Origin of the sequence: Lentzea xerophila, assembly GCF_051094245.1 — a bacterium.
In the GTDB taxonomy this organism is placed as follows: Bacteria; Actinomycetota; Actinomycetes; order Mycobacteriales; family Pseudonocardiaceae; genus Lentzea; species Lentzea xerophila.
In genome coordinates this window covers 4,658,918-4,680,733 of sequence record NZ_CP194934.1, presented here as the reverse complement: position 1 = coordinate 4,680,733, position 21,816 = coordinate 4,658,918, and the positions used below count along the sequence as shown (strand labels likewise).

Here is a 21,816-nt window from a genome sequence, read left to right as displayed (position 1 = left end):
CCTCCTCGTTTGCCCCGAAGCCTCCGCTGCGCCGGTTAGCCGGCGGTAAATCAGTCGAGCACCGCGACGGCCTCGATCTCGACCAGGTGCTCCGGCACGTCCAGTGCGGCCACGCCGATCAACGTGGCGGGCGGCCTGGCCGTCTCGCCGACGTTCTTCAAGGCGTTGTCGATGCCCTTGAGCAGCTCGGGCATCTTGTCGGGCGTCCAGCCCACGACGTACACCCTGACCCTGGCCAGATCCTTGAACGACGCTCCTGCGGCCTTGAGCGCGGTGTGCACGTTCACGTAGGCCTGCTCGGTCTGGGTCGCGAGATCCGGCTCGGCGTCCCACGCCACCTGCCCGGCCAGGTAGATCGTCTTCGCTCCGGACGCCACCGCCACGTGGTGGTAGATGTCGTTCCGCGGCAGGCCCTCGGGGTTGATGAGGGTGATGGCCATCTGCTTGTTCCTCTCTTGTGGTTACTGGCTCACCGTAGGAGAGTGAACGCTGACCTGGAAGAACGCACTTTTTCGAGAGTAGGGAACCCAAAGGTGAGCAAGCAGCTCAGCGGGGATCTGGCGCGTGCGGACTCGCTGGCGCGCGAGATCTTCTCGGACATCGCCAACAAGTGGGCGCTGCTGATCGTCGAGACCATCGGCGACTCCACCAAGCGCTTCACCGAGTTGAAGGCCGAGGTCGACGGCGTCAGTCACAAGATGCTGACGCAGAACCTGCGGCTGCTGGAGCGCAACGGACTGGTGTCGCGGGTGGTGCACCCCACCGTGCCGCCGCGCGTCGAGTACACGCTCACCGAGCCTGGCCAGGCGCTGCGGACGACGGTGGACGCGATGTGCGCCTGGACGACGCGGTACCTGGGGGAGATCGAGGCGGCTCGGAGCCGCTTTGGTCACTCAAGCGGGTGAAGTCTTCCGGGCGACGACCATAACCGTCAGAAGCACCTCTCCCTTGCTTCTGGCCGTGGCTAACCGTCTGCCGCTCGGCGCAGTTCGACACAGCACTGTCCGGTGCGCGGTTCCAGCACCGCCTCGACTGCCGACGCCTGCAAGCCGGTCAGCAGGCCCGTCAACAGTGCGTGGTTGATGCCGCAGACGAGTTCGGGCGCCCTGGCGGCCAACGGGTGGAAGGGGCAGTTGCGCAGCCGGACGCAGGTCGGGTTCACCCTGGCGGGCTCGAAACCGTGTTGCTGCAGCACTTCCGAGGCAAGGGTCATCGCGCGTTCGGCCCCCAGCCTGCCGGGGCGAGTGCGGGCACGCTCGGATGCGCCGATGCGTTCGCCGTGTTCGTGAGCGACCGTGAGCGCGGCGTCCTGGGCGTCGCCGGGACCGGCGAGCACCGCGTCCACGAGGATCGTGGCGAGCAGATCGTGTTCGCGGGGCGGGATGCTGATCTGGATGTCCATGTCGGACGGTTCGTACACCTTGGGGGTGCGGCCCACCTTGCGGACGCCTTCGGGAGCCTCGTAGCGAGCGGTCAGCACGCCGGCGGCGACGAGCTTGTCGAGGTGGAACGCGGCCAGCTTGCGGGAGATCCCGGCCGACTCCGCTGCCTCGTCCCTGGTGACCGGCCGGCGCGCCTGCCTGATGAAGGCGTACATGTCGCGCCGCAGGTCGTCCTCCAGCGCGGCGACAGCACGGACAGCTGGGTCCCCGAAGTGTGTCACCCGGCAAAGATACACCTACGGGCGTTGGTCAAACCAGTCAGCTTGACGGTATGAGCGAATAAGACCAGTATCTGTTGGTGAAACTATGCACCCTTGGAAGCTGCTCGTACTCACTGGAGGCCATGCATGAACACTCACGTGATCATCGGCGCGGGCCTGGCCGGCGCCAAGGCGGCAGAAGCACTGCGCACCAAAGGTTTCGACGGGCGGATCGTGCTCGTCGGTGACGAGCCGCACCGGCCGTACGAACGTCCGCCGCTGTCCAAGGACGTGCTGATCGGCAAAGCCGCGGCCGACAGCGCCTACATCCACGACGAAAGCTGGTACACCGCGCACGACGTGGAACTGCGCCTCGGTGTCCCGGCCGAGAGGATCGATCGCGGCGCTCATCGGGTCGACCTCGCCGACGGTACCCGAATCGGCTACGACACGCTGTTGCTCACCACCGGCGCCCGGCCCCGCACCCTCCCGGTACCCGGTGCGACCGCCGAGGGCGTGCATCAACTACGACGGATCGAGGACTCGCAGCGCCTGCGCGAGGCGCTCGTACCCGGATCTCGCCTGGTGGTCGTCGGCGCCGGCTGGATCGGCCTGGAAGCCACCGCGGCGGCGCGGCAGGCCGGCGTCGAGGTGACCGTGCTCGAGGCCGCAGAACTGCCACTGTTGAAGGCGCTAGGCCCCGAGATGGCGACGGTGTTCGCGGACCTGCACCGCCGGCACGGGGTGGACCTGCGGTTCGGGGTGTCCGTCCGCGAGTTCACCACCGCCGGAGGAAAGGTCGCCGGCGTGCGGCTCGCCGACGGCGCGGTCGTCCCCGCCGACACCGTGCTCGTTGGTGTCGGTGCCATTCCCGACACCTACCTCGCCGAGACGAGTGGCCTCGCCGTCGACAACGGGATTCTGGTGGACGCCTCGCTGCGCACCGCCGATCCGGACGTCTTCGCGGCCGGTGACGTCGCGAACGTCCGGCTTCCCGCGCTGGGCGGCCGGATCAGGGTCGAGCACTGGGCCAACGCGCTCAAGCAGCCGGCCGTCGCAGCCGCCGGAATGCTGGGTGAGCACGTCGAGTACGACGAGCTGCCCTACTTCTACACCGACCAGTACGACCTGGGCATGGAGTACGTGGGCCACGCTTCCGGCTACGACCAGGTCGTGGTCCGCGGTGACGTCACCCGCCGGGAGTTCATCGCCTTCTGGCTCAAGGACGAGGTGGTGGTCGCGGGTATGAACGTGAACATCTGGGACGTCACCGACGCCGTCAAGGGCTTGATCCGCTCAAGCGCCCAGATCGATCCGGCACGGTTGGCCGACCCGTCTGTGCCGCTGGAGAGCCTCGTCACGGCAGGGGTGTAGCAGGACTCGAACGCTCGCCCGAGCGGGCGGAAACCGTCATTTCCTCAGGGTGGCGCGGATGTGTGCGCGCTCGCCTTGCCGTCCGATGAGGCAGATGTACTCCACGGGCTGGGTGGTCGCGGCGCCGAACCAGTGTGGTGTGCGGGTGTCGAACTCGGCGGCTTCGCCGGGTGAGAGGATCAGGTCGTTCTCGCCGAGCACGAGCCGTAGCTGTCCATTGAGGACGTACACCCACTCGTAGCCCTCGTGGGCCTGGGGAGCGGGCTGTTTCGGGCGGAGATTGCCGCGCAGGACGAACTTGTAGGCCTGGATGCCGCCGGGGCGCCGGGTCAGCGGCAGGACCGTCATGCCGCCCTTGCAGTTGATGGGGCGCAGGTGCACACGCGGATCACCGGTGGCCGGGGCGTCGACCAGTTCGTCGAGTGTGACGCCGTGTGCTCTGGCCAGTGGCAGCAGTTGTTCCAGGGTCGGCCGCCGGGAGCCGGACTCCAGCCGCGACAACGTGCTGATGGAGATGCCGGTGTCGGCCGACAGTTCGGCCAGCGTGGTCTCGCGTTCCTGGCGGAGTTTGCGCAGCCGGGGCCCGACGGCGTCGAGAGCCCGGTCGTTCGCGTCGTTCATGGTGCGAGTTTGCCAGATGAGCAAACTTCTTTGCCACTTCCTGTTCCGGTGCCACATGGTGGTGTCCGAAGGACGTTCCAGGCGGACGACAGGAACAAGAGGGGTTTATGTCTACTGAGGACTCTGGTCACCCAGAGGAGTACGCGACCTGGCGGAAGAACCGCTGGGCGGAGGTCTCCGGCCCGGCCGGCAAGGCGGGCACCGTCATGCTGGCCATGGTCTCGCATTCCGGACCGGCCGTGGCGGGCCTTCCCGGCCGATGGGAGGTGAGCGCGTCGGGGATCCTGACGCTCACCGCCACCGCCGCGGACGGGCTGTCGGTCGGCGGACGGCCGGTGACCGGCGCGGTGGAAGTCGAACCTGGCAGCCAGGTCGAGTTCCCGGACGGGCGGGTGTGTTTCGTCGCGGGACGGGACGGAACCTACGGCCTGGTCGTCTGGGATCCTTCCACGCCGGCTCTGACGAGACTGCGCGAGATCGCGGCCTATCCCTACGATCCGAGCTGGGTCGTCGACGCCGAATACCGCCCGGTGCCAGGCCGCACCGTCGAAGTGGAGCGGCTGACCACTCCGCGGAGCAAGGAAACCGTACCCGCCCCGGCCGATCTCGTCGTCGAGCTCGGCGGCGAACAGCACACCCTGACGGTGGTGGAAACCGTCCCCGGCTTCCCCTTGGTGGTGTTCACCGACGCCACCAGCGGAACCAGCACGCCGGAGATCGGCCGGTGGCTCGTCCTCCCACCGCACGAGGGCAGCACCGTCCGACTCGACTTCAACCAGGTGATCCTGCCCCACCACGTGTTCTCCACGGCGTTTCCCTGCCCGCTTCCGCTCGAGGCGAACCATCTCCCGGTCGTCGTCGACGCCGGGGAACGCGCGCCCCTCTTCGACGAAGGTGGCGAGAACACGGCGACTGAACCCGAGAAGAAAGGACAGCACGGCACCATGGAACTCACCGAAAAAGCGGTCCAGTACCTGCGGCATCTGGAGAAGTTCGACTTCGCGAGCATGCGGGCGATGTGCACCGATACCGCCACCGTCTGGCACAACGACGGCAAGGGTGAGCAGACGATCGACGAGAACCTCGAACAGCTCGAGCGGATGTCGAGCGGCGGCGGCGGTGGTGCCATCACGTTGCGGTACGACATCACCCGTCAGTTCCAGAAGCCGAACGAGGTGCTCCAGCAGCACGTGCTGCACATCGGCATGCCCGGCGGGTCCGGCAACGAGTTGCACGTGGCGATGTACTTCCGCTTCGAGAACGGTCTCATCGACCGCATCGAGGAGTACGCGAACATGGGCTCGGGCAACGGAGACAACGTGAACGACGGCCACTGATCCGGCCGTGGAGGCTCCGGCACCGGGCGCGGCCGACGCCCAGGTGCCGGAGTCTGTGACGATCGTCAGGGGAGGATCGTCGAGGCATTCAGTCAGGCCTCAACGAGAGCCCGGTGTTCTTCACGGCGCGGCGAGCGCCTCGGTCGGGGTGAGCCGCGACGCCCGCACCGCCGGGTACACGCCGGCGACCACGCCCGTCGTCACCGCGGCGCCGAGCCCGGCCAGGACCATCTCGGCCGGGATCACCGCGGGCCAGCCGTGCACGGCGGCGTAACCGGCGGTGCCCGTCAGTCCCAGCAGGACGCCGGCGACGCCGCCGAGCACGCACAGCACGACCGACTCGGTGAGGAACTGCGTCCTGACCTGACCGCGGTTGGCGCCCAGCGCCCGGCGAAGGCCGATCTCGCGCTTGCGCTCCAGCACGGAGATCACCATCGTGTTCGCGACCCCGATGCCGCCGACGAGCAACGCGATGCCGGCGAGGCCCAGCAGCAACGCCGAGAACGTGTTCTCGGTGAGCCGCTTGGCCGTCAGGGCGTCGGACGGCCGGCTGACCCGCACCTGCGACGGCTGTTCCGGGTGGACGGTCGGCGGCAGCACCGCCCGCACGTCGTCGATCGCCGCCTCCTGTGCCCTGAGGTAGAGGACCGTGGGCCGCTGGTCGAAGCCCAGGGACGTCTGCGCCGAGTGCCAGCCGACCAGCGCGGAGCGTTCGACCTCCGGCGCGAGCGGCAGCGGGGCCAGGACACCGATCACCGTGAACCAGGTGTCGTTGATCCTGACCTGGGCGTCCGGCGCCGTGATACCCAGCCTCGACGCGGCGACGTCACCCAGCACGACAGTCGGGAAGGCCGAGCTGGCCTCGGTGAGGAACGTGCCGGTGCGCACGTTGCCGTTGAGCGTCTCCAGGAGGTTCAGCTCCGCGGCGAGCACGGTCAGCCCGGACGTCTCCGAGTCCGGGACCCGGTCGGAGCGGCGGATCACGGCGTGCGTGTTCGCGACGGCGCTGACCTGCTCGGCGGGGCCGATGCGCCGCACCATCGCGACGGAGTCCGGCGGCAGCGAGGCCGGCTCGTTGCCCATGCCGGTGGCCGCTTCGGCGCGCAGCAGGTTGGTGCCCAGCGCCGCGAACTCCTCCATCAACGCGGCGTGGCTCGACGCCGGGATGCCGGTGACCACGACGAGCGTGGCGATGCCGATGGAGATGCCGAGCGCGGACAGCACGGCGCGCAACGGCCTGGTGCGCAACGGGGACAGGCCGAGGAGCAGGAGGTCGGCGAAGCTCAACCGGGCCGGCTTCACGCGGTCACCGCCGTGCGGATCCGGCCGTCCCTGATCTCCACCTGGCGGGGCAACCTCGCCGCCACCTCGCGGTCGTGCGTGATCACCGCGAGCGTCGTGCCCTCGCGGTTGAGGTCGAGCAACAGGTCCAGCACCGCACGTCCGGTCGCGGTGTCCAGCGCCCCGGTCGGTTCGTCGGCGAGGACCAGCGCGGGCCGGTTGACCACGGCACGCGCGATGGCGACGCGCTGGCGTTCGCCGCCGGACAGTTCGTGCGGCCGGTGCTTCAACCGGTGACCGAGTCCCACGCGGTGCAGCGCCTCGGTCGCCATCGCGGCACGCCGCTTGCGCGGGGTGCCCGCGTACAGGAGCCCGGTCGCGACGTTGTCCAGCGCGGTGAGGCCGTCGGTGAGGTGGAACTGCTGGAACACGAACCCGATCCGCCGCCCGCGCAACGCCGACAGCCGCCGGTCGGACAGCGCGGAGACGTCGTGCCCGTCCAGCACCACCGTGCCGCTGGACGGGCGGTCCAGCGTGCCGAGCAGGTTGAGCAGCGTCGACTTGCCGGAGCCGGACGGCCCGACGATCGCCACGGCGTCACCTTTCTCCAGCGTGAGGGAAACGCCGTCGAGAGCGCGCACGCCGCCCGCGTACTCCTTGACGGCGTCCACCACCTCCAGAACCGGTGTCACGACGTCGTCACCACCCGCATGCCCTCGCTGACCCCGCCGCCGCTGATCTCGACGAGCCCGCCCGCGAACAGGCCGGTCTTCACCGCGACCAGCCGGCCTTCCGAGGTCTGCACCGCGTAACCACCTTCCCGCAACGCCAGCAACGCCGTCACCGGCACGGCCAGCACACCCCGCCTCGCGGTGCTGGTCAGCCGCACCCGCACCGGCCCGGAGTCGAACCCGCCGGCCTCGCCGTCGAGCCCGATGTCCACCGCGATCGTCGGCACGTCCTCACCGTTGCCGTTCTTCTCCGCCTTGACGTCGGTGCTGACCGAGCGAACGGTCCCCGCGGTCTCGGTGCCGTCGGGCAGCACGACGGTGACCTTCAGGTCCTTGGTGAACACTTCCGCCTGCCGTGCGTCGACTGAGGCGCTCACGGCCTTGCCCGTCGCGGTCACGGTCATCAACGGGCCCTCGCCGGACGCCGACAGCTTCGCCGTGACCGACTCGACCCGCACCTTTCCCTGCAGCACAACGACGTCACCGGGTTCGACCACGCCGCTCTGGTCGACCTTCTGGGCCTTCTGCCAGCGCTTGACCGCGTCGATCGTCGCGGGCGTCAGCTCGTCGGCCGCACCGCCGAGCCGGTAGCCGAGGGCGCCCAGGTTGTCCTTCACGACCTTCACGTCCGGACCCTTGATGCCGGGCGCGTCCAGCTTGCGCCACAACGGGGTGTCACCGAAGAACAACCACACCGGCCGGTTGTCCACTTTGTACACCGCACCGCCGCGGTCGACGGAGGCACCGGGTGCCGGGAGCCACGTGATCGTGCCCGGCCGCCGTCCGGTCACCTGCTGCGCGGCACCGAAACCGAGGTTCGCCTTGAACTCCCGGACGTCGGTCAGGTCGGTCTTCACCACGGCCACCGTCCGGGGCGCCTGTGGTTGCGCGGGCTGGGCGGGTGCGTGGCGGGTCAGCGTGAATGCCAGCACGCCACCGACGACGACAAGGGAGACGACGCCGGCGATGAGCCACCGCCTCACTTGCGTCCCCCGCCGAAGACCTCCTGCTCGCACTCCTTCTCGATCTTGTCGCGCTGCTCCTCGGGCAGGGTCTGCTCACCGTCGTAGGTCCAGCTGCCGGGCTCGGTATCGATGACCTTCATGCCGCGGCTGTTGAGGCACTGGACGTTCTTGTGCCAGTTGTCCGCGAACGCCGGGTTGCTCGAGTCCATCTCCCACGGCGGCAACGGCCACGTCTTCGCGCACGCCTTCCACGCCTCGTCGCTGTACTGCCTGCGGCTCGCCGGACCGGTGCCGGTGCCCGTCGCGTTCGGGTCCTTCTCGGCCAGGCACGCGGTGTGCGCGTCGTACAACCGCTGCTTCTCTTCGTCTGTCATGTCCATGCGCAACCGCGGCTGCTCGCCGTCCGCCGGGGTCGAGGCGGTGGAGGATGTGGCCGCGCCGGAGGACTGCAACGACGCGACGTTCGAGGGCGGTGGCGCGGCCTGACTGCACGCGGAAAGCAGCAGCACGGCGGCGCCGATCAACAGCCTGGGGTTCATGGCCGCGATGCTGCCGGTCGGTTGTGAGGAGAATATGCGCTCAGCGTGCCGGTGCCGTGGCCGGCGGCAGCGTGATCGTGAATGTGGTCCCACGCCCAACGGTGCTGTCCACGGTGATCGTGCCGCCGTGCGCGGTGACCAGTGCGTGCACGATCGCCAGTCCGAGGCCGCTGCCGCCGGTGGCACGGGTACGTGAGCGGTCCGCGCGCCAGAACCTGTCGAACACGTGCGGCAGGTCGTCCGCGGAGATGCCCGAACCCGTGTCGCTCACCGTGATCCGGTTGCCCATCGCCGCGAGACGGACCGTTCCGTCTCGCGGGGTGTGACGGAAGGCGTTCGTGACGAGGTTGGTGAGGATCTGCCGCAGCCGCACCGGGTCCGCTTCGACCACTCCGCCGCCGTCCGCGACCAGCCCCGGATGTGCGGCCACGAGCTGGTCGAACAACTCCCGCAGGTCGACGGGTCCTGGGTGCAGCCGCAGCTCGCCGGCGTCGGCCAGGGCGAGGTCCTGCAGGTCGTCGATGAGGTGCTGCAACACCAGCGCCTCGTCGAGCAACGAGGTCAGCGTCGTGCGGTCCAGGTCGACCACGCCGTCGCGCGCACCCTCCAGCCAGCTGCGGATCGTGCCGAGCGGGTTGCGCAGCTCGTGCGAGATGTCGCTGGTCATGGCCTTGCGCTGGGCGTCGGTGCGCGCCCGGTGGGCGGCCAGGTCGTTGAACGCCCGCGCGAGCTGGCCGATCTCGCTGCGGGACGAGATGTCGACCTGGGCGTCGGCGCCGTGCCGCATCCGTTCGGCGGCGGCGGTGAGCGTCCGCAGCGGCCTGGTCATCCGCAGCGCCACCAGCACGCTCACCCCGACGGTCAGGACCAGCACGATCGCGGCGACCAGCACGATCCGGCCGACGTCGAACCGCACGACGGTCGCCTGGGTGGTCCGGCCGGCGGCGTCGGTGACGAAGAGCAGCGCGGGCGGTGCCACGTACGGTCGCAGCTGGGTGCGGCGGGCGCTGGCCAGGCACTCCGGGTTGGTGGCGACCGGCTGCCAGGACGGGTTCAGCTTGAGCTGCTCGGCCGGCAGACCCCGTTGGCGCAGGCAGGCGTTCACGTGCACACCGAGGTCGTTGAATGCGGCGGACTCGCTTAGGGTCAGCGTGCTCAGCCGCTCCTGCGCCTCGAAGCAGGCGGGGGTCGTGGGTGCGGATCCCGTCCGGTCGACGTTCACGATCGGCCGGCCCCAGGCGGTCATCCGCAGCTGTGCGGGGGCCTCGGCCGCGCGCTGGCAGCGGGCCGTGTAGAGCTCCGCGTCCTGCGCCAGACCGTTCTTCTCCCGGTCGGTGAGCTGGAACGGGCCGGTGATCCTCGCGTCGATGCGGTCCGCGGTCGCGTCCTGGGCCTGGGCGAGGTCGAGCTCCAGCGGGTCGATCACCGCGGACGGCACGGAGGGCAGCTGGCTCGGGTCGAGGTTCGTGCCGGTGTCGGCGATGACCTGGCGGTCGGCCGTGGTGAGGATGAGGCGCCGGTTGCCCGCCGGCAGCGTGATGCCGTCCCAGGTGCGGTGCTCGACGGCGAACGTGATCAGCGAACGGTAGGTGGCGGCGTCTCCGGCCAGCGCGGCGCCGAGCTCCTGCCTGATCGAGGTCGACGTGCTCTGCGCGGCGAGCCACGCGGTCGCGGTGATGGAGCACAGCGCCACGAGCACCGACGCGGCCAGCAGCCGCGCCAGGACGCTATGCACCGGACCCGTCCACCAGCTTGTAGCCGACGCCGTGCACGGTCAGCAGGTACGCCGGTTTGCGCGGCTGGACCTCGATCTTCTTGCGCAGGTTCATCACGTGCGCGTCGATCGTGCGGGCGGTGATGTACCCGTCCAGCCCGTGCACCGCGCTGAGCAGCTGCGCGCGGCTGAACACCCGGCCGGGGCCCGCCACCATCGTGTGCAGGATCCGGAACTCCGACGCGGTGCACTCGACCAGCTCTCCCCGCACCCGCACCTCGTGGCGGTCGGGGTCGATCGTCAGGTCGCCGAGCGCGATGCCGTTCGTGGTGTCGCTCGTGGACGGGCGCTGGACGCGCCTGAGCAGCGTGCGCACCCGCGCCATCAGCTCGCGCGGGCTGTAGGGCTTGGTGACGTAGTCGTCGGCGCCGAGGTCGAGACCGTGCAGCAGATCGTCCTCAGTGGACCTGGCGGTGAGCATGAGCACCGGGAGGTCCGACTCGTTGCGCAACGTCCGCACGACGTCCAGACCGTCCACCCTCGGCATCATCACGTCGAGGATGAGCAGGTCGGGCGGCTCGCGGCGGACCTCGTCGAGCGCGGCGGACCCGTCGTGGACGATCCGCACCCGGTACCCCTCCTGGCGCAGGTATCTCCCGAGCATGTCGGCCTGCATCACGTTGTCCTCGGCCACCAGCACGCACATGCCCATGCGTCGCAAGATAGTCATTCGCGCGGCCGGCGCACGGAACGAGGACTTCATCCGCACAAGATCCTCACAACTGGCTGCCACGGTCACGACATGCGAATGCTCAGCGTGGTGGCGCTGCTGCTCGTCCTCGGTGTGCCGGGTGCGGCGGCGGCTTCTCCCTCCGATGTGGTCGTGCACGACCTGGACACCGACGGCGTGGCGGCCTACTGGACGCCGGAACGCGTCGCGGCGATGCCCACCGGACCGTCCGCACCACCGGGAACTCCGCCGGTCGACGACTCGACCGGCGCGCCAGGACCCCTCAGCCGGACCATCGGCCGGTTGTTCTTCGTCGACCGCGACGGCGAGGACTCGAGCTGCACCGCGACACTGGTGGCGAGCGCCAACCGGCGCACGGCGGTGACCGGCGGCCATTGCGTCCACACGGCGAACCTGATCGGGCAGGACCCCCGGTGGCACTCCAAGCTGCTCTTCGTGCCGGGGTTCCGCGACGGCACGCGGCCGTTCGGCCAGTTCGTCGTGCGCCAGGCGATGGTCAATCGGACCTGGATCACCGACGACCAGCAGTCCGAGTACGACCAGGCGTTCCTGGTGCTCGACCGGCCGTCCGACGTGAGCGAGCCCATCGCGTTCGGCAGGCCCGCCGGCCGGTTCGCGCACGAGTACGGCTACCCGCGGGCGGCCGGGCAGCCCGGTCACCAGGGCAGGCCGGAGTTCACCGGTCAGCGGCTCGCGCAGTGCTGGGGTACGCCGGTGCGCAACCCGGGGCACCCCGAGCTGCCGCCGGAGGACATCTGGGGCGTGCCGTGCGACATGGGCGGAGGCTCCAGCGGAGGCCCGCGGATCAGCGGCGGCGCGGTCGTGGGCGTGAACGTCCAGAGCTTCGGCGTGGACGCCGGCGGTCAGTGGTGCTCACCAGGCGGCGAGTGCGTGCGGCACCTCGGTGGCGCCCAGTTCAGCTGGAAGATCACCGCTCCGCTGCACCAGCGGGCGTCAGCGAGCCGCTGACCGACGCGATCAGCTCGTAGCTGCGGCGGCGGTCCGCGTGGTGGTAGACGGGCGTGGTGATCATCAGCTCCTGGGTGGCGGTCTCGTCGAGCACCGCCTGGAGCCCGCGTGTGATCGTCCGTGGTCCGCCGACCAGCACGCGGCCGTCGTCGGGGAGCACGGCCGCGTCTTCCGGGCGGGGCAACAGAATGCGGTTGCCTGCGTGCCGGCTGCGCACCTTCGTCCGGATGGGTCCGGCGAGCCACTCGGCCCGTTCGTCGTCCTCCGCACAGATCACCGAGACGCTGACGAGATCGGCCTCGCAGGTGACGCCGGGGCTGAGGTGCCGCGCGAACGCGAAGGGAACGCCCAGCTCGGCCGCGAGCGCGGCGGTGCCGGGGGAGGAGCCGAGAAGCCACAGCTCCGGGACGTTGCCACCGCGCACCGGTATGGCGGCGGTGCTCGCCGGATCCAGCAACGCCCGCAGCTCTTCGAGCTGGTCGCGGTAGGGCCGGTCGGTGCGGCGCAGTGCCGAGACGACGTGCGGTGCCCCGCCCGGCGCACGTCCGACGCCGAGGTCGATGCGGCCGGGGTGCAGGGCCGCGAGCGTGCCGAACTGCTCGGCCACGACGAGCGGCGGGTGGTTCGGGAGCAGCACGCCGCCCGAGCCGACCCGCAGCCTGGACGTCACCGCGGCCAGCTGCCCGGCCAGCACGGCCGGCGCGGAGCTGGCGACCCCTCGCATGCCGTGGTGCTCCGGCACCCAGTACCGGTGGAACCTCAGCTCTTCCGCCAGCTCCGCGAGATCGATGGTGTTGCGCAACGCCTCGCGCGGCGTCGACCCCTGCACGATCGGAGACGTGTCCAGCACCGACAACCGCAGCCCCATGCCGTGCAGACTAGGGGGTTCAGCAGCGTTCGTCGGTCTGTCCCCAGTAGACGTTCCCGTCGCCCCACACCTCGCCGTACGCGCGGGTGCACTTGGTGAGCGTGTTCGTGCCCTTGGACCACACGTCCTGCTTGTTGCGCCCGTTGACGTTGCTGCCGTAGTCGAGGTTGCCGTTGACCTTCATCGCGGCGCTGGAGCTGAAGCCGCCCGGCTGGGAGGCGTAGGAGTCCCAGACGTAGGTGTACGCCCAGTTCTTGCCGCAGCCCTTGAACTGCTTCACCGAGGCGATGATTGTTCCGTTCTTCTTCACATACCCGGTGGAGCCGATCTGCACGGTGCCGGCGCACCCCGGCGCCGACTCGGCCTGGGCCGTGCCGGCCGAGGCGAGGGCCGACAGCGCCACCGCGGGCAGGAGCAACATGACTTTCCGCATGCCCCCACGGTGGCGCTCGCCGGTTAGTCAGCGGTAAATCGGCGTTTCCGTGCGCTCCTGGACCTCCTCGAAGGTCACCTCCGGCGCGAGCTCCACCAGCCGCAGCCCGTCCGGGGTCACGTCGAACACGCCCAGGTCGGTGATCACGCGGTCGACGCACGCCTTGCCGGTCAACGGAAGCGTGCACTCCCCGACGAGCTTCGCACCGCCGTCCTTGGCGGTGTGGGTCATCACGACGAGCACGCGGCGCGCGCCGTGCACGAGGTCCATCGCACCCCCGATGCCGGTCACGAGCTTGCCGGGCACCGCCCAGTTCGCGAGGTCGCCGCCCGCGGACACCTGCATCGCGCCGAGCACCGCCACGTCGACGTGGCCGCCGCGGATCATGCCGAACGACAGCGCCGAGTCGAAGAACGACGCTCCCGGCAGCACGGTCACGGTCTCCTTGCCCGCGTTGATAAGGTCGGGGTCGACGGCGCCGGGAGCGGGGTACGGGCCGACGCCGAGGATGCCGTTCTCCGACTCCAGCACGACCTCGACGCCGGGCGGCAGGTGGTTCGGGATCAGCGTCGGCACGCCGATGCCGAGGTTGACGTACTCGCCGTCACGCAGTTCCAAAGCCGCGCGGGCGGCCATCCCGTCACGGTTCCAGGGCATCGCTCACCGTCCTGAACTCCACGCTCTTGTCGGCGGCCTGCTCCGCCGTCAGCACGACGACCCGTTGCACGAAGATGCCGGGCAGGTGCACCTCGTCAGGGTCGATGACGTCGACCAGTTCCTCGGCCTCGGCGATTGTGACGCGGCCCGCCATCGCGGCGAGCGGGTTGAAGTTGCGGGAGGACCTCGCGAACACCAGGTTGCCGAACCTGTCCGCCTTCGCGGCGCGGACCAGCGCGAAGTCGGTGCGGATGCTCTGCTCCAGCACGTACTCGCGGCCGTCGAACTCACGGACCTCCTTGGGCGGCGAGGCTTTCGCGACCGTGCCGTCCGGGTGGTAGCGCCACGGCAGCCCACCGTCCGCGACGAGCGTGCCGACGCCGGCGGGGGTGTAGAAGGCGGGGATGCCGGCACCACCCGCGCGCAGCCGTTCGGCCAGCGTGCCCTGGGGAATCAGCTCGACCTCGAGCTCGCCCGCGAGGTACTGGCGGGCGAACTCCTTGTTCTGGCCGATGTACGAGCCGGTGACACGGGCGATGCGGCCCGCGGACAGCAGGACGGCGAGGCCCTGGTCCAGCGCGCCACAGTTGTTCGAGACGATGCCCAGCTCGCCGACGCCCTTGTCGTACAAGGCGTTGACGAGCACCTTCGGCACACCGCTGAGCCCGAAGCCGCCGACCGCTATGGTGGCGCCGTCGTCCACATCGGACACGGCGTCGGCCGCGGAGGGCACGACCTTGTTCATGACACCTCTCCGGATCCGCCGGCTGCGATCTTGGGGATGCGGGCGTGCGTGGGTCTCGCGGTCACGGCCGCGTTGAGGATGCGTCCCCGGAGTCCGCTGGGCGCGTACGTCGGCGCGTGCGCGCGCTGGGCAACGTTCACGTCGTTCGTGACGTACGTCCGATTCTGCGGGCGGGGACGGTGGTTGCCGTCTGCGCAGGTCGGCGCGTGCGCGCGCTGGGCAACGTTCACGTCGTTCACAACGCACGCCCAAATCCGCCGACCGCGACCGTGGCCGCCACCCGCGCACACCGGCCCGTGCGCGCACCGAGCAGCCGTCACCCCGTTCACGACACCCTCTCGAAGACCGCCGCCAGCCCCTGCCCGCCGCCGATGCACATCGTCTCCAGCGCGTACCGGCCATCGCGGCGCTCCAGCTCGCGCAGCATCGTCGCGAGGATCCGTGCGCCACCCGCGCCGACCGGGTGGCCGAGGGCGATGCCGGACCCGTTGACGTTGAGCCGGTTGAAGTCCGCCAGGCCCCACTCGCGCGTCACCGCGAGCACCTGCGCCGCGAACGCCTCGTTCAGCTCGATCAGGTCCAGGTCGCCGAGTTTCAGGTCCGCGATCCGCAACGCCCGCGCGGACGACGGCACCGGGCCGATGCCCATCCGTGCGGGCTCGACGCCGGCCGTGGCCCACGACACCAGGCGTGCCAGCGGGCGCAGGCCCAGCGCGGCGGCTCGCTCGGGGTGGGTGACCACGCAGATCGCGGCGCCGTCGTTCTGCCCGCTCGCGTTGCCGGCGGTGACCGTGGCGCCGTCGACGTCCATGACGGTCTTCAGCGCACCGAGCTTCTCCAGCGTCGAACCCGGCCGCGGGTGCTCGTCCGCCACGAAGTCCCCGACCGGGACCAGTTCGTCGGCGAACCGGCCGGAGGCCTGCGCCGCCACGGCGCGTTCATGGCTGCGCAAAGCCAGTTCGTCCTGTTCGGCACGCGAGATGCCGTACTCGCGCCGCAGGTTCTCGGCCGTCTCCAGCATTCCGCCCGGCACCGGGTAGTTCTGGCCGCCCGCCGTCACCCGGCCGCGCGACAGGGCCTCCGCACCGGCGTTCGACATGCTCTCGACGCCGCCCGCCAGCACGAGGTCCTGCGCACCAGTCTGTACCGCCATAGCCGCGTTGACCACCGCCTGTAACCCGGAACCGCAGCGGCGGTCCAGTTGCACGCCCGGCACGCCGACGCCGAGTCCCGCGTCCAGCGCCACGATCCGGCCGATCGCGGGCGCGTCCATCGTGGGATAGCAGTGGCCGAGCACCAGATCGTCCACCGCGGACGGATCGAGGCCGGTGCGGCGCATCAGCTCCCGCACGACGATCGCGCCGAGCTCCTGGGCCGTGCGGTCCTTCAGGGCACCGTTGTAGCGGCCCACCGGCGTGCGGATGGGCTCGCAGATGACGGCGTCACGCATGAACACTCCTCGTCAGATGCCCCGCGACCAGTGAGTTCACGATCTCGGGGCGTTCGGCGGTCAGCAGGTGTGCCGAGTCCGCCACGACTTCGAACCGCGCGCCGGGAATGCCGTCCGCGATCTCCCGCACCAGCTCGGGAGGCGAGGCAGGGTCGTCGGCGCCCGCCAGCACGAGCGTCGGCACGGTGATGCGGCCCAGTTCGGACCGCACGTCGAACTCGCCGATCGCCTCGCAGCAGCCCGCGTAGCCCTCGGCCGAGGTCGCGCGCAGCATGTCCAGCAACCGCGCGGCCTCGGCGGGCTCACGACTGCCGAACGACTCCGTGAACCAGGTGCCGAGCCGCGACGGCACGATCACCGACGTGCCCTCGGATCGGACCGTCGCCGCCCGCACCGGCCACTGCGGCGGATCGGCGAACCGTGCGGCGGAAGCGCAGACGGTCAGCGTCGACAGCCGGTCGCTGTGCAGCGCCAGCCACTGGCCGATCGCGCCGCCGATCGACACGCCGAGGTAGTGGAACTCCCGCACCCCCAGGTGGTCGAGCAGCTCCACGACGTCGGACGCGAGGTCCGCGATCGAGTACGGACCTGGCACCACCGGCGATCCGCCGTGGCCGCGCAGGTCGAACCTGATCACCCGCCGGCGGTCGGCGAACGCGGCCACCTGGGCGTCGAACAGGCCCAGATCGGTGCCCAGCGACGGGCCGAGCACGAGCACCTCGGCGTCGCCGGGACCGTCCGCGGCGTAGTGGATCACGCGTGCTCCCATCGGGTCGATCGAGCGGATTCGAGGCTGAACCGGCCGTGGTCCCAGCCTTGCGACAACGGCGCGAAGTAGTCGAAGACGACACGTTTGCGCTGGTAACGCCACTGGTCGCCGACGCGGACCAGGTCGTCGTGGTAACGGCCGCCGGCCACGTGCGGTTCGCCGTGCAGCACACACGGCTGGAACAGGAACGAGCAGACGTGCGCGCGGTCGCCGTCCAACTCGATCTCCAGGTTCGTCACGTGGTGCCAGAACGCGGTCAGTCCACCGTCGGCGAGCCCGGCGAAGAACGCCCGCAGCTCACCACGCCCGCGTGCCGTGGACAGCCCGGCGAACTCACCGTCCGGGGTGAACAACCCGACCAGCGCGTCCCACGAACCGGAGTCGAGCAACCGGCAGTAGGCGGCGTCCAGCGCCCGGATCGCCTCGAGGTCCTCCAGGCGCCGCACCCGGTCCATCACAGCCGGTCCGCGAACTCGAGCACCGCCGGTCCGTCCGGCCCGGTCACCAGCACCGACGTGCTGGCGACGACCAACCGCGCCGGCTCGCCGTCCAGAGTCCCCCGATACCGTCCGTCCGCCGGCAGCGCGGTCCCCGGCGCGACGGTGACCACGTCGTCGCACAGCACGCCGTCCACCCGATGCGGCCGGCCGAGGATCGAGGCCGCCGAACGGACGTCCCCGGATCGCAGCAGCTCCCGCACCCGTGTGGATGAACAGCCGTCGACCAGGCCGACGCCGAACGCCGGAAGTCCCAGCTCCCGCAACGTCTCCACGTCACCGGCACCGCGATGCCCGAACGTGAAGTTCGCCCCCACCACGACGGCCTCGGCGTGCAACGACCCGACCAGCACCTCCGACACGAACCCGGCGGGGGACAGGGCGGCGAACCGGCGCGTGAACGGCAGCACCAGGATCGCCTCCACCCCGAGGGAGTGCCCCAGCTCCGCCCGCCGGTCGACGGTGCTGAGCGCCGAGGTGTCCCGCGGCAGGCCGAGCACCTGGGCGGGATGCGGGTCGAACGTCACGAGCACCACCGGCCGCGTCCCCGCGACCTCCCGCGCGGCCGCGATCAGGTGTGCGTGACCGCGGTGCACGCCGTCGAACACCCCGATCGTGACCACGCAGCCGGGCCAGTCGGCGGGCACCTCGGCGAGCGACCGCCACAGCAGGCCTTCGCGCACCGCCGTCATGGTTGGGCCGCCAGGTCGGAGGGATGGGTCGCGAGCGGTGTCACCTCGACGCGCATGAACTCCCACAGCGGCAACGAGGACAGGAACGCGTGCAGCTCGTCGTGCGTGGGCACGTCGAAGATGCTGATGTTGCTGTACTGCCCGACGACGCGCCAGATGTGTGGCCAGACGCCCATCTTCTGCAGCTCCAGCGCCCGGTCCTTCTCCGCTCGCACCAGCTCGGCGCGCCGGTTGGGGTCCATGTCGTAGGGCAGGGCGACTTCCATCCGCACGTGGAAGAGCACGGTCACCTCCTGGTGAAGGCCGCGACGGCCGCGGGGTCCAGCTCGATGCCGAGCCCGGGGCCGTCCGGCAGGTGCAGGTTGCCGCCGTCGTAGCGCAGCGGCGTGGCCAGCAGCTCCTCGCGCATGAGCAACGGTCCGAACAGCTCGCTGCCCCACGTCACGGCGGGCGAGGCGCACGCCAGGTGCAGCGACGCCGCCGTGCCGACCGGACTCTCGATCGAGGTGCCACCGTGGCACGGAATACCCGCCGCGGCCGCGATCGAAGCGATCGCCGCCGTCGCCCGCAGCCCGCCGGACTTCGTCGTCTTCAACGAGAACACGTCCGCGGCCCGCATTCCGGCCAGCCGCAACGCGTCGGAGGGCGTGCGCAGCGACTCGTCGGCCATCACCGGGATCGGCAGCGACCGGTTGATCTCGGCCAGCCACTCGACCTCGGCGCCCGGCACCGGCTGCTCGACCAGCTCGACGCCGGCGTCGGCGAGCGCGGGCAGGTAGGTCAGCGAGGTCAACCGGTCCCAGCGCGCGTTGATGTCGACCCGCACCCCGGCGACACCCTGCAGCTTCTCCGCGATCGCGCAGACCCGCCGCACGTCGTCGGCAGGGTCCTGCGCGCCCATCTTGAGCTTGAAGCTGCGGTGCCCGGCGTCGAGCCTGGCCATCGCCTCCTCGACGACGACGGTCGCGGGTTCGGTGCCCAGCGCCCACGTCACCGGGATCGACGTGCGCGCGAGCCCGCCGAGCAACGTGTGCACCGGGACGCCGAGCGACCGCGCCCACGCGTCGTGCAGCGCGACCTCGACGGCGGCTTTGGCGTAGAGGTTGGCGTTCACGACGTCGTTCACGGACCGCAGGACGCCCGCGATGTCGTCGACCCGGCGGCCCAGCAGCAGCGGGGCGATGTACTGGTCGATGACCACCTTCATGGTCTCGACCGACTCACCGCCCCACCACGGCCCGCCCGGCACGACTCCCTCGCCGAGGCCGGCCGCCCCGCCCGCGGTCCGGACGTGGACGAGCAGCACGGGCTGCGCGTCCATCCCGGTGCGGGCGAAGCGGTGCGGCCGGACGAGCGGGACGTCGAGCAGGACGGTGTCCACGCCGTCGATCACGAGGTCGTTCATGCGGGCTCAAGCACGAAGTCGTACTCGACGCGCTGGCCGGCGGGGGTCAGCACGAGCTCGGGCTTCACCGCTTCGGCGACGTCGCTGTCGACGTACTCGCCACCGGCGAAGTAGAGCTGCGTGGTGATCGGCCGGTGCCCCGGTGCCCGCACGACGAGGTGCAGGTGGGCGGGCCGCCACGGGTGCCAGCCGGCCGCGTCGATCAACCGCCCGGTCGGCCCGTCGGTCGGGATCCGGTACGGCGCGGGCTGCACCGTGGTGATCTCGAACCGGCCTTCGGAGTCGGTCGTCACGACGCCGCGCAGGTTCCCGTCCGGGATGCCGGGCGCGAACCCCGAGTAGTAGCCCTCGGAGTCGGCGTGCCAGATGTCGAGCTCGGCCCCGGCCAGCGGCAGCCCCGCGAGGTCGGCGACGCGGCCGGAGAACGTCAGCGGGGCGCCCTGCTCGTCCGGGCGCATCGGCAACGTCGCGACGGCGGGGAGCCGCTGCTGGTCCGGCAGGTAGTACGGGCCGAGGATGCTGCCCTTCGTGCCGTCCTGGGTGCGGGCGGCGACCTCCTCGACGACGTGCTCGACGAAGACGTCCAGGAACAACGGCCATTCGCCGCCTTCGCCGAGGTCCATCAGCCACTGCTTGGCGGCCTGGAACTCGGGGTAGGTGACGTCGTTCGCGCGGATCGCCTCGTGCACGCCCTGGAGCACGGCGGTGACCACAGTGGACACCCGCTCGGGCGGGACGGTGAGACCTTCGCGTGCGGTGGAACGGAAGCTGGCGCTCGCGGAGGCGCCGGAGCCGGCCGCGGTGGGGGAGTGGACGGCGGTCATCGGGAGGTCACCTTCCGTTCAGCGAGGTCGCGCCGGGGTTGAAGAGGTCGGGGACGGTCCAGCCGTCGAGGTCGTACTCGGCCATGCACTGCTCGGCGAAGCCCTTCATGGAATCGGCCAGGCCGGACTGCTGCGCGGCGAACAGCATCTCGGCGCGCACGCCCTCGTGGTTGCCGGAGTAGTTGCGCTCGTACAGCTCGTGCCGGCCGCCGAACTCGCTGCCGATCGAGTCCCAGATGAGCTTCATCAGCTTCACGCGCTCGACGGCGTCCATGCCGTTCGAGCCGCGCACGTACTTGTCCAGGTACGGCCGCACCTCGTCGGACTGGAAGTCCTTGGCCGACGACGGCAGGTAGATCAGCGCGGAACCCATGTCCTGCATGATGATCTCGCGGATCCGCGGGTAGCCGACGGTCATGAACCACCGGTAGGCCAGCCCGAAGTCGAGGTGCGGCAGCACGGCGCCGTCGATCCACTCGTCCGGCTTCGCGCACATCGCCTCGGACAGCGCGTGGAACAGGTTGCGCCACCCGATGACCTCGCCGACGCGGGTCTGGATGCCGCGGAAGTCCTTGACGCCGGTGGCCTCCACACCCTTGAGCAGCAGACCGGCGATGAAGTCGAGCTTGACCGACAGCCGCGTGACGCCGTGGAACGTGAAGCGGTGCAGGAACCCGGAACCGGGGAAGAACGTGCTGGCCTTCTCGGCGTCACCGTAGATGAAGACGTTCTCCCACGGGATCTTCACGCGGTCCAGCACGAAGATCGTGTCGTTCTCGTCGAACCGGGACGACAGCGGGTAGTCGAACGGGCCGGTGGTCTTGTCGACGTTGGCGGCGTAGGAGTTGCGGCAGATCAGCTTCATGCCCGGTGCGCCCATCGGCACCGTGCAGACCAGCGCGAACTCACGCTTCTTGATCGGCAGCCCGTAGTGCGCGATGAAGTTGTAGTTCGTGATAGCCGAACCGGTCGCCACGACCTTGGCGCCGCTGACGATCAGGCCGTCGTCGCGCTCCTCCTCGACGTGCATGAACACGTCGCTGACCTCGTCGGGATCGCGATTGCGGTCGACCGGCGGGTTGATGATCGCGTGGTTCCAGTAGAGGACCTTCTCCTGCGACTCCTGGTACCAGCGCCGCGCGTTGTCCGCGAAGGGGTTGTAGAAGTCGGCGTTGGCGCCCAGCGTGCCGAGGAACGCCGCCTTGTAGTCGGGACTGCGGCCCATCCAGCCGTAGGTCATCCTGGCCCACTCCGCGATCGCGGCACGGTCGGCGTAGAGATCGGCGCTGCTGCGCGGCGTGCGGAAGAACGGGTGGGTGAAGCCGCTGCTCCCGGTGTCGGTCGGCGCGGTCAGCACGGCCTGCTTGTCCGGGTCGTGCAGCGCGTCGTAGAGCCGCGCGGTCATCCGGACGGTGTTGCGGAACGCCGGGTGCGTGGTGACGTCGGTGATCTTCTCGCCACCGAGGAAAATCTCGCGTCCGTCCCGGATGGACTCGACGTACTCCTCGCCGGTCATCGGCCGGGTGATGCGTTGCTGCTGCTGGGTGGTCAT

At 70.3% G+C, this 21,816-nt stretch carries 25 protein-coding genes; 4 read left to right on the top strand and 21 right to left on the bottom strand.

The genetic code is table 11. The annotated features are described in order from the left end of the window. Nucleotides 1-50 precede the first annotated feature (50 nt). Entirely contained in the window at nt 51-440 is a 390-nt protein-coding gene (locus ACRSBM_RS22345; RefSeq protein WP_434445624.1) for a RidA family protein, read from the bottom strand. A gap of 93 nt (nt 441-533) precedes the next feature. On the opposite strand from ACRSBM_RS22345, the gene ACRSBM_RS22340 reads away from it, so the two are divergent. Continuing rightward, entirely contained in the window at nt 534-905 is a 372-nt protein-coding gene (locus ACRSBM_RS22340; RefSeq protein WP_434445622.1) for a winged helix-turn-helix transcriptional regulator, read from the top strand. A gap of 59 nt (nt 906-964) precedes the next feature. Here ACRSBM_RS22340 and ACRSBM_RS22335 read toward each other — a convergent pair whose 3' ends face one another. Beyond that, a complete protein-coding gene (locus tag ACRSBM_RS22335) occupies nt 965-1,597 on the bottom strand; it encodes a helix-turn-helix transcriptional regulator (protein ID WP_434453177.1) in 633 nt (210 codons plus the stop codon). Between the two features lie 192 nt (nt 1,598-1,789). On the opposite strand from ACRSBM_RS22335, the gene ACRSBM_RS22330 reads away from it, so the two are divergent. After that, nucleotides 1,790-3,016: an NAD(P)/FAD-dependent oxidoreductase gene (locus ACRSBM_RS22330; protein WP_434445620.1), complete on the top strand. Its 1,227-nt coding sequence runs from the start codon at nt 1,790-1,792 to the stop codon at nt 3,014-3,016. A gap of 36 nt (nt 3,017-3,052) precedes the next feature. On the opposite strand, the gene ACRSBM_RS22325 is transcribed toward ACRSBM_RS22330, so the two are convergent. Further along, on the bottom strand, nt 3,053-3,637 hold the full coding sequence (locus tag ACRSBM_RS22325) for a helix-turn-helix domain-containing protein (protein WP_434445618.1): 585 nt from the start codon (nt 3,635-3,637) through the stop codon (nt 3,053-3,055). Between the two features lie 107 nt (nt 3,638-3,744). On the opposite strand from ACRSBM_RS22325, the gene ACRSBM_RS22320 reads away from it, so the two are divergent. Continuing rightward, on the top strand, nt 3,745-4,974 hold the full coding sequence (locus tag ACRSBM_RS22320; RefSeq protein ID WP_434445616.1) for a DUF1684 domain-containing protein: 1,230 nt from the start codon (nt 3,745-3,747) through the stop codon (nt 4,972-4,974). 120 nt (nt 4,975-5,094) lie between these two features. Here the strand turns inward: ACRSBM_RS22320 and ACRSBM_RS22315 are convergent, their stop codons facing one another. The 6 genes from ACRSBM_RS22315 to ACRSBM_RS22290 are packed head-to-tail and all read right to left on the bottom strand — an operon-like array spanning nt 5,095 to nt 10,910. Next, nucleotides 5,095-6,276 (bottom strand): ABC transporter permease, encoded by a 1,182-nt coding sequence (locus ACRSBM_RS22315; protein ID WP_434445614.1) that lies wholly within the window; start codon nt 6,274-6,276, stop codon nt 5,095-5,097. Next, a complete protein-coding gene (locus tag ACRSBM_RS22310; RefSeq protein ID WP_434445612.1) occupies nt 6,273-6,947 on the bottom strand; it encodes an ABC transporter ATP-binding protein in 675 nt (224 codons plus the stop codon). Before ACRSBM_RS22310 ends, ACRSBM_RS22315 begins: the two co-directional genes overlap by 4 nt. Next, nucleotides 6,944-7,969, bottom strand: a complete 1,026-nt coding sequence (locus ACRSBM_RS22305) for a peptidoglycan-binding protein (protein WP_434445610.1) — start codon at nt 7,967-7,969, stop codon at nt 6,944-6,946. The genes ACRSBM_RS22310 and ACRSBM_RS22305 overlap by 4 nt, the downstream gene beginning before the upstream one ends. Further along, nucleotides 7,966-8,490 (bottom strand): hypothetical protein, encoded by a 525-nt coding sequence (locus ACRSBM_RS22300; protein ID WP_434445609.1) that lies wholly within the window; start codon nt 8,488-8,490, stop codon nt 7,966-7,968. The genes ACRSBM_RS22305 and ACRSBM_RS22300 overlap by 4 nt, the downstream gene beginning before the upstream one ends. Nucleotides 8,491-8,530: 40 nt before the next feature. Continuing rightward, on the bottom strand, nt 8,531-10,225 hold the full coding sequence (locus ACRSBM_RS22295; RefSeq protein WP_434445607.1) for a sensor histidine kinase: 1,695 nt from the start codon (nt 10,223-10,225) through the stop codon (nt 8,531-8,533). Then, complete coding sequence (locus tag ACRSBM_RS22290; protein ID WP_434453174.1) at nt 10,218-10,910, bottom strand: response regulator transcription factor; 693 nt, start codon at nt 10,908-10,910, stop codon at nt 10,218-10,220. Before ACRSBM_RS22290 ends, ACRSBM_RS22295 begins: the two co-directional genes overlap by 8 nt. Nucleotides 10,911-11,006: 96 nt before the next feature. Here ACRSBM_RS22290 and ACRSBM_RS22285 point away from each other — a divergent pair, with 96 nt between their 5' ends. Continuing rightward, nucleotides 11,007-11,924, top strand: coding sequence for a trypsin-like serine peptidase (locus ACRSBM_RS22285; RefSeq protein ID WP_434445605.1), 918 nt, complete (start codon nt 11,007-11,009; stop codon nt 11,922-11,924). Here ACRSBM_RS22285 and ACRSBM_RS22280 read toward each other — a convergent pair. From ACRSBM_RS22280 to ACRSBM_RS22225, 12 genes are all read right to left on the bottom strand, one after another. Next, nucleotides 11,884-12,792: an LLM class flavin-dependent oxidoreductase gene (locus ACRSBM_RS22280; protein ID WP_434445603.1), complete on the bottom strand. Its 909-nt coding sequence runs from the start codon at nt 12,790-12,792 to the stop codon at nt 11,884-11,886. The two genes, ACRSBM_RS22285 and ACRSBM_RS22280, sit on opposite strands and share 41 nt — an antisense overlap. 19 nt (nt 12,793-12,811) lie before the next feature. Next, nucleotides 12,812-13,225 (bottom strand): hypothetical protein, encoded by a 414-nt coding sequence (locus tag ACRSBM_RS22275; RefSeq protein WP_434445600.1) that lies wholly within the window; start codon nt 13,223-13,225, stop codon nt 12,812-12,814. Nucleotides 13,226-13,252: 27 nt separating this feature from the next. Then, on the bottom strand, nt 13,253-13,882 hold the full coding sequence (locus tag ACRSBM_RS22270) for a CoA transferase subunit B (protein ID WP_434445599.1): 630 nt from the start codon (nt 13,880-13,882) through the stop codon (nt 13,253-13,255). Further along, complete coding sequence (locus ACRSBM_RS22265; protein WP_434445598.1) at nt 13,866-14,627, bottom strand: CoA transferase subunit A; 762 nt, start codon at nt 14,625-14,627, stop codon at nt 13,866-13,868. Before ACRSBM_RS22265 ends, ACRSBM_RS22270 begins: the two co-directional genes overlap by 17 nt. Before the next feature lie 325 nt (nt 14,628-14,952). Further along, complete coding sequence (locus ACRSBM_RS22260) at nt 14,953-16,077, bottom strand: acetyl-CoA C-acetyltransferase (protein ID WP_434445597.1); 1,125 nt, start codon at nt 16,075-16,077, stop codon at nt 14,953-14,955. Continuing rightward, nucleotides 16,070-16,846 carry a 3-oxoadipate enol-lactonase gene (gene pcaD, locus ACRSBM_RS22255; protein WP_434445595.1) on the bottom strand — a complete coding sequence of 259 codons (777 nt, stop codon included), beginning with the start codon at nt 16,844-16,846 and terminating at the stop codon, nt 16,070-16,072. The genes ACRSBM_RS22260 and pcaD overlap by 8 nt, the downstream gene beginning before the upstream one ends. Further along, nucleotides 16,831-17,301 carry a nuclear transport factor 2 family protein gene (locus ACRSBM_RS22250; protein WP_434445593.1) on the bottom strand — a complete coding sequence of 157 codons (471 nt, stop codon included), beginning with the start codon at nt 17,299-17,301 and terminating at the stop codon, nt 16,831-16,833. Before ACRSBM_RS22250 ends, pcaD begins: the two co-directional genes overlap by 16 nt. After that, nucleotides 17,301-18,026 carry an adenylyltransferase/cytidyltransferase family protein gene (locus ACRSBM_RS22245; protein ID WP_434445591.1) on the bottom strand — a complete coding sequence of 242 codons (726 nt, stop codon included), beginning with the start codon at nt 18,024-18,026 and terminating at the stop codon, nt 17,301-17,303. Before ACRSBM_RS22245 ends, ACRSBM_RS22250 begins: the two co-directional genes overlap by 1 nt. Before the next feature lie 5 nt (nt 18,027-18,031). Continuing rightward, nucleotides 18,032-18,319 carry a muconolactone Delta-isomerase gene (locus ACRSBM_RS22240; protein ID WP_434445589.1) on the bottom strand — a complete coding sequence of 96 codons (288 nt, stop codon included), beginning with the start codon at nt 18,317-18,319 and terminating at the stop codon, nt 18,032-18,034. Nucleotides 18,320-18,321: 2 nt separating this feature from the next. Beyond that, nucleotides 18,322-19,440, bottom strand: a complete 1,119-nt coding sequence (locus ACRSBM_RS22235; protein ID WP_434445587.1) for a muconate/chloromuconate family cycloisomerase — start codon at nt 19,438-19,440, stop codon at nt 18,322-18,324. Beyond that, entirely contained in the window at nt 19,437-20,264 is an 828-nt protein-coding gene (locus ACRSBM_RS22230; protein ID WP_434445585.1) for a dioxygenase, read from the bottom strand. Before ACRSBM_RS22230 ends, ACRSBM_RS22235 begins: the two co-directional genes overlap by 4 nt. 7 nt (nt 20,265-20,271) lie before the next feature. Next, on the bottom strand, nt 20,272-21,816 hold the full coding sequence (locus tag ACRSBM_RS22225; protein WP_434445583.1) for a 4-hydroxyphenylacetate 3-hydroxylase family protein: 1,545 nt from the start codon (nt 21,814-21,816) through the stop codon (nt 20,272-20,274).

What these genes read in the sequence shown, in the direction of transcription:
- pcaD (WP_434445595.1), bottom strand. Translation starts at nt 16,846, where the DNA reads ATGGGAGCACGCGTGATCCACTACGCCGCGGACGGTCCCGGCGACGCC.
- ACRSBM_RS22230 (WP_434445585.1), bottom strand. Translation starts at nt 20,264, where the DNA reads ATGACCGCCGTCCACTCCCCCACCGCGGCCGGCTCCGGCGCCTCCGCG.
- ACRSBM_RS22260 (WP_434445597.1), bottom strand. Translation starts at nt 16,077, where the DNA reads ATGCGTGACGCCGTCATCTGCGAGCCCATCCGCACGCCGGTGGGCCGC.
- ACRSBM_RS22330 (WP_434445620.1), top strand. Translation starts at nt 1,790, where the DNA reads ATGAACACTCACGTGATCATCGGCGCGGGCCTGGCCGGCGCCAAGGCG.
- ACRSBM_RS22265 (WP_434445598.1), bottom strand. Translation starts at nt 14,627, where the DNA reads ATGAACAAGGTCGTGCCCTCCGCGGCCGACGCCGTGTCCGATGTGGAC.
- ACRSBM_RS22320 (WP_434445616.1), top strand. Translation starts at nt 3,745, where the DNA reads ATGTCTACTGAGGACTCTGGTCACCCAGAGGAGTACGCGACCTGGCGG.
- ACRSBM_RS22250 (WP_434445593.1), bottom strand. Translation starts at nt 17,301, where the DNA reads ATGGACCGGGTGCGGCGCCTGGAGGACCTCGAGGCGATCCGGGCGCTG.
- ACRSBM_RS22275 (WP_434445600.1), bottom strand. Translation starts at nt 13,225, where the DNA reads ATGCGGAAAGTCATGTTGCTCCTGCCCGCGGTGGCGCTGTCGGCCCTC.
- ACRSBM_RS22280 (WP_434445603.1), bottom strand. Translation starts at nt 12,792, where the DNA reads ATGGGGCTGCGGTTGTCGGTGCTGGACACGTCTCCGATCGTGCAGGGG.
- ACRSBM_RS22345 (WP_434445624.1), bottom strand. Translation starts at nt 440, where the DNA reads ATGGCCATCACCCTCATCAACCCCGAGGGCCTGCCGCGGAACGACATC.
- ACRSBM_RS22335 (WP_434453177.1), bottom strand. Translation starts at nt 1,597, where the DNA reads ATGTACGCCTTCATCAGGCAGGCGCGCCGGCCGGTCACCAGGGACGAG.
- ACRSBM_RS22325 (WP_434445618.1), bottom strand. Translation starts at nt 3,637, where the DNA reads ATGAACGACGCGAACGACCGGGCTCTCGACGCCGTCGGGCCCCGGCTG.
- ACRSBM_RS22300 (WP_434445609.1), bottom strand. Translation starts at nt 8,490, where the DNA reads ATGAACCCCAGGCTGTTGATCGGCGCCGCCGTGCTGCTGCTTTCCGCG.
- ACRSBM_RS22225 (WP_434445583.1), bottom strand. Translation starts at nt 21,816, where the DNA reads ATGACCACCCAGCAGCAGCAACGCATCACCCGGCCGATGACCGGCGAG.
- ACRSBM_RS22290 (WP_434453174.1), bottom strand. Translation starts at nt 10,910, where the DNA reads ATGTGCGTGCTGGTGGCCGAGGACAACGTGATGCAGGCCGACATGCTC.
- ACRSBM_RS22285 (WP_434445605.1), top strand. Translation starts at nt 11,007, where the DNA reads ATGCGAATGCTCAGCGTGGTGGCGCTGCTGCTCGTCCTCGGTGTGCCG.
- ACRSBM_RS22270 (WP_434445599.1), bottom strand. Translation starts at nt 13,882, where the DNA reads ATGCCCTGGAACCGTGACGGGATGGCCGCCCGCGCGGCTTTGGAACTG.
- ACRSBM_RS22235 (WP_434445587.1), bottom strand. Translation starts at nt 19,440, where the DNA reads ATGAACGACCTCGTGATCGACGGCGTGGACACCGTCCTGCTCGACGTC.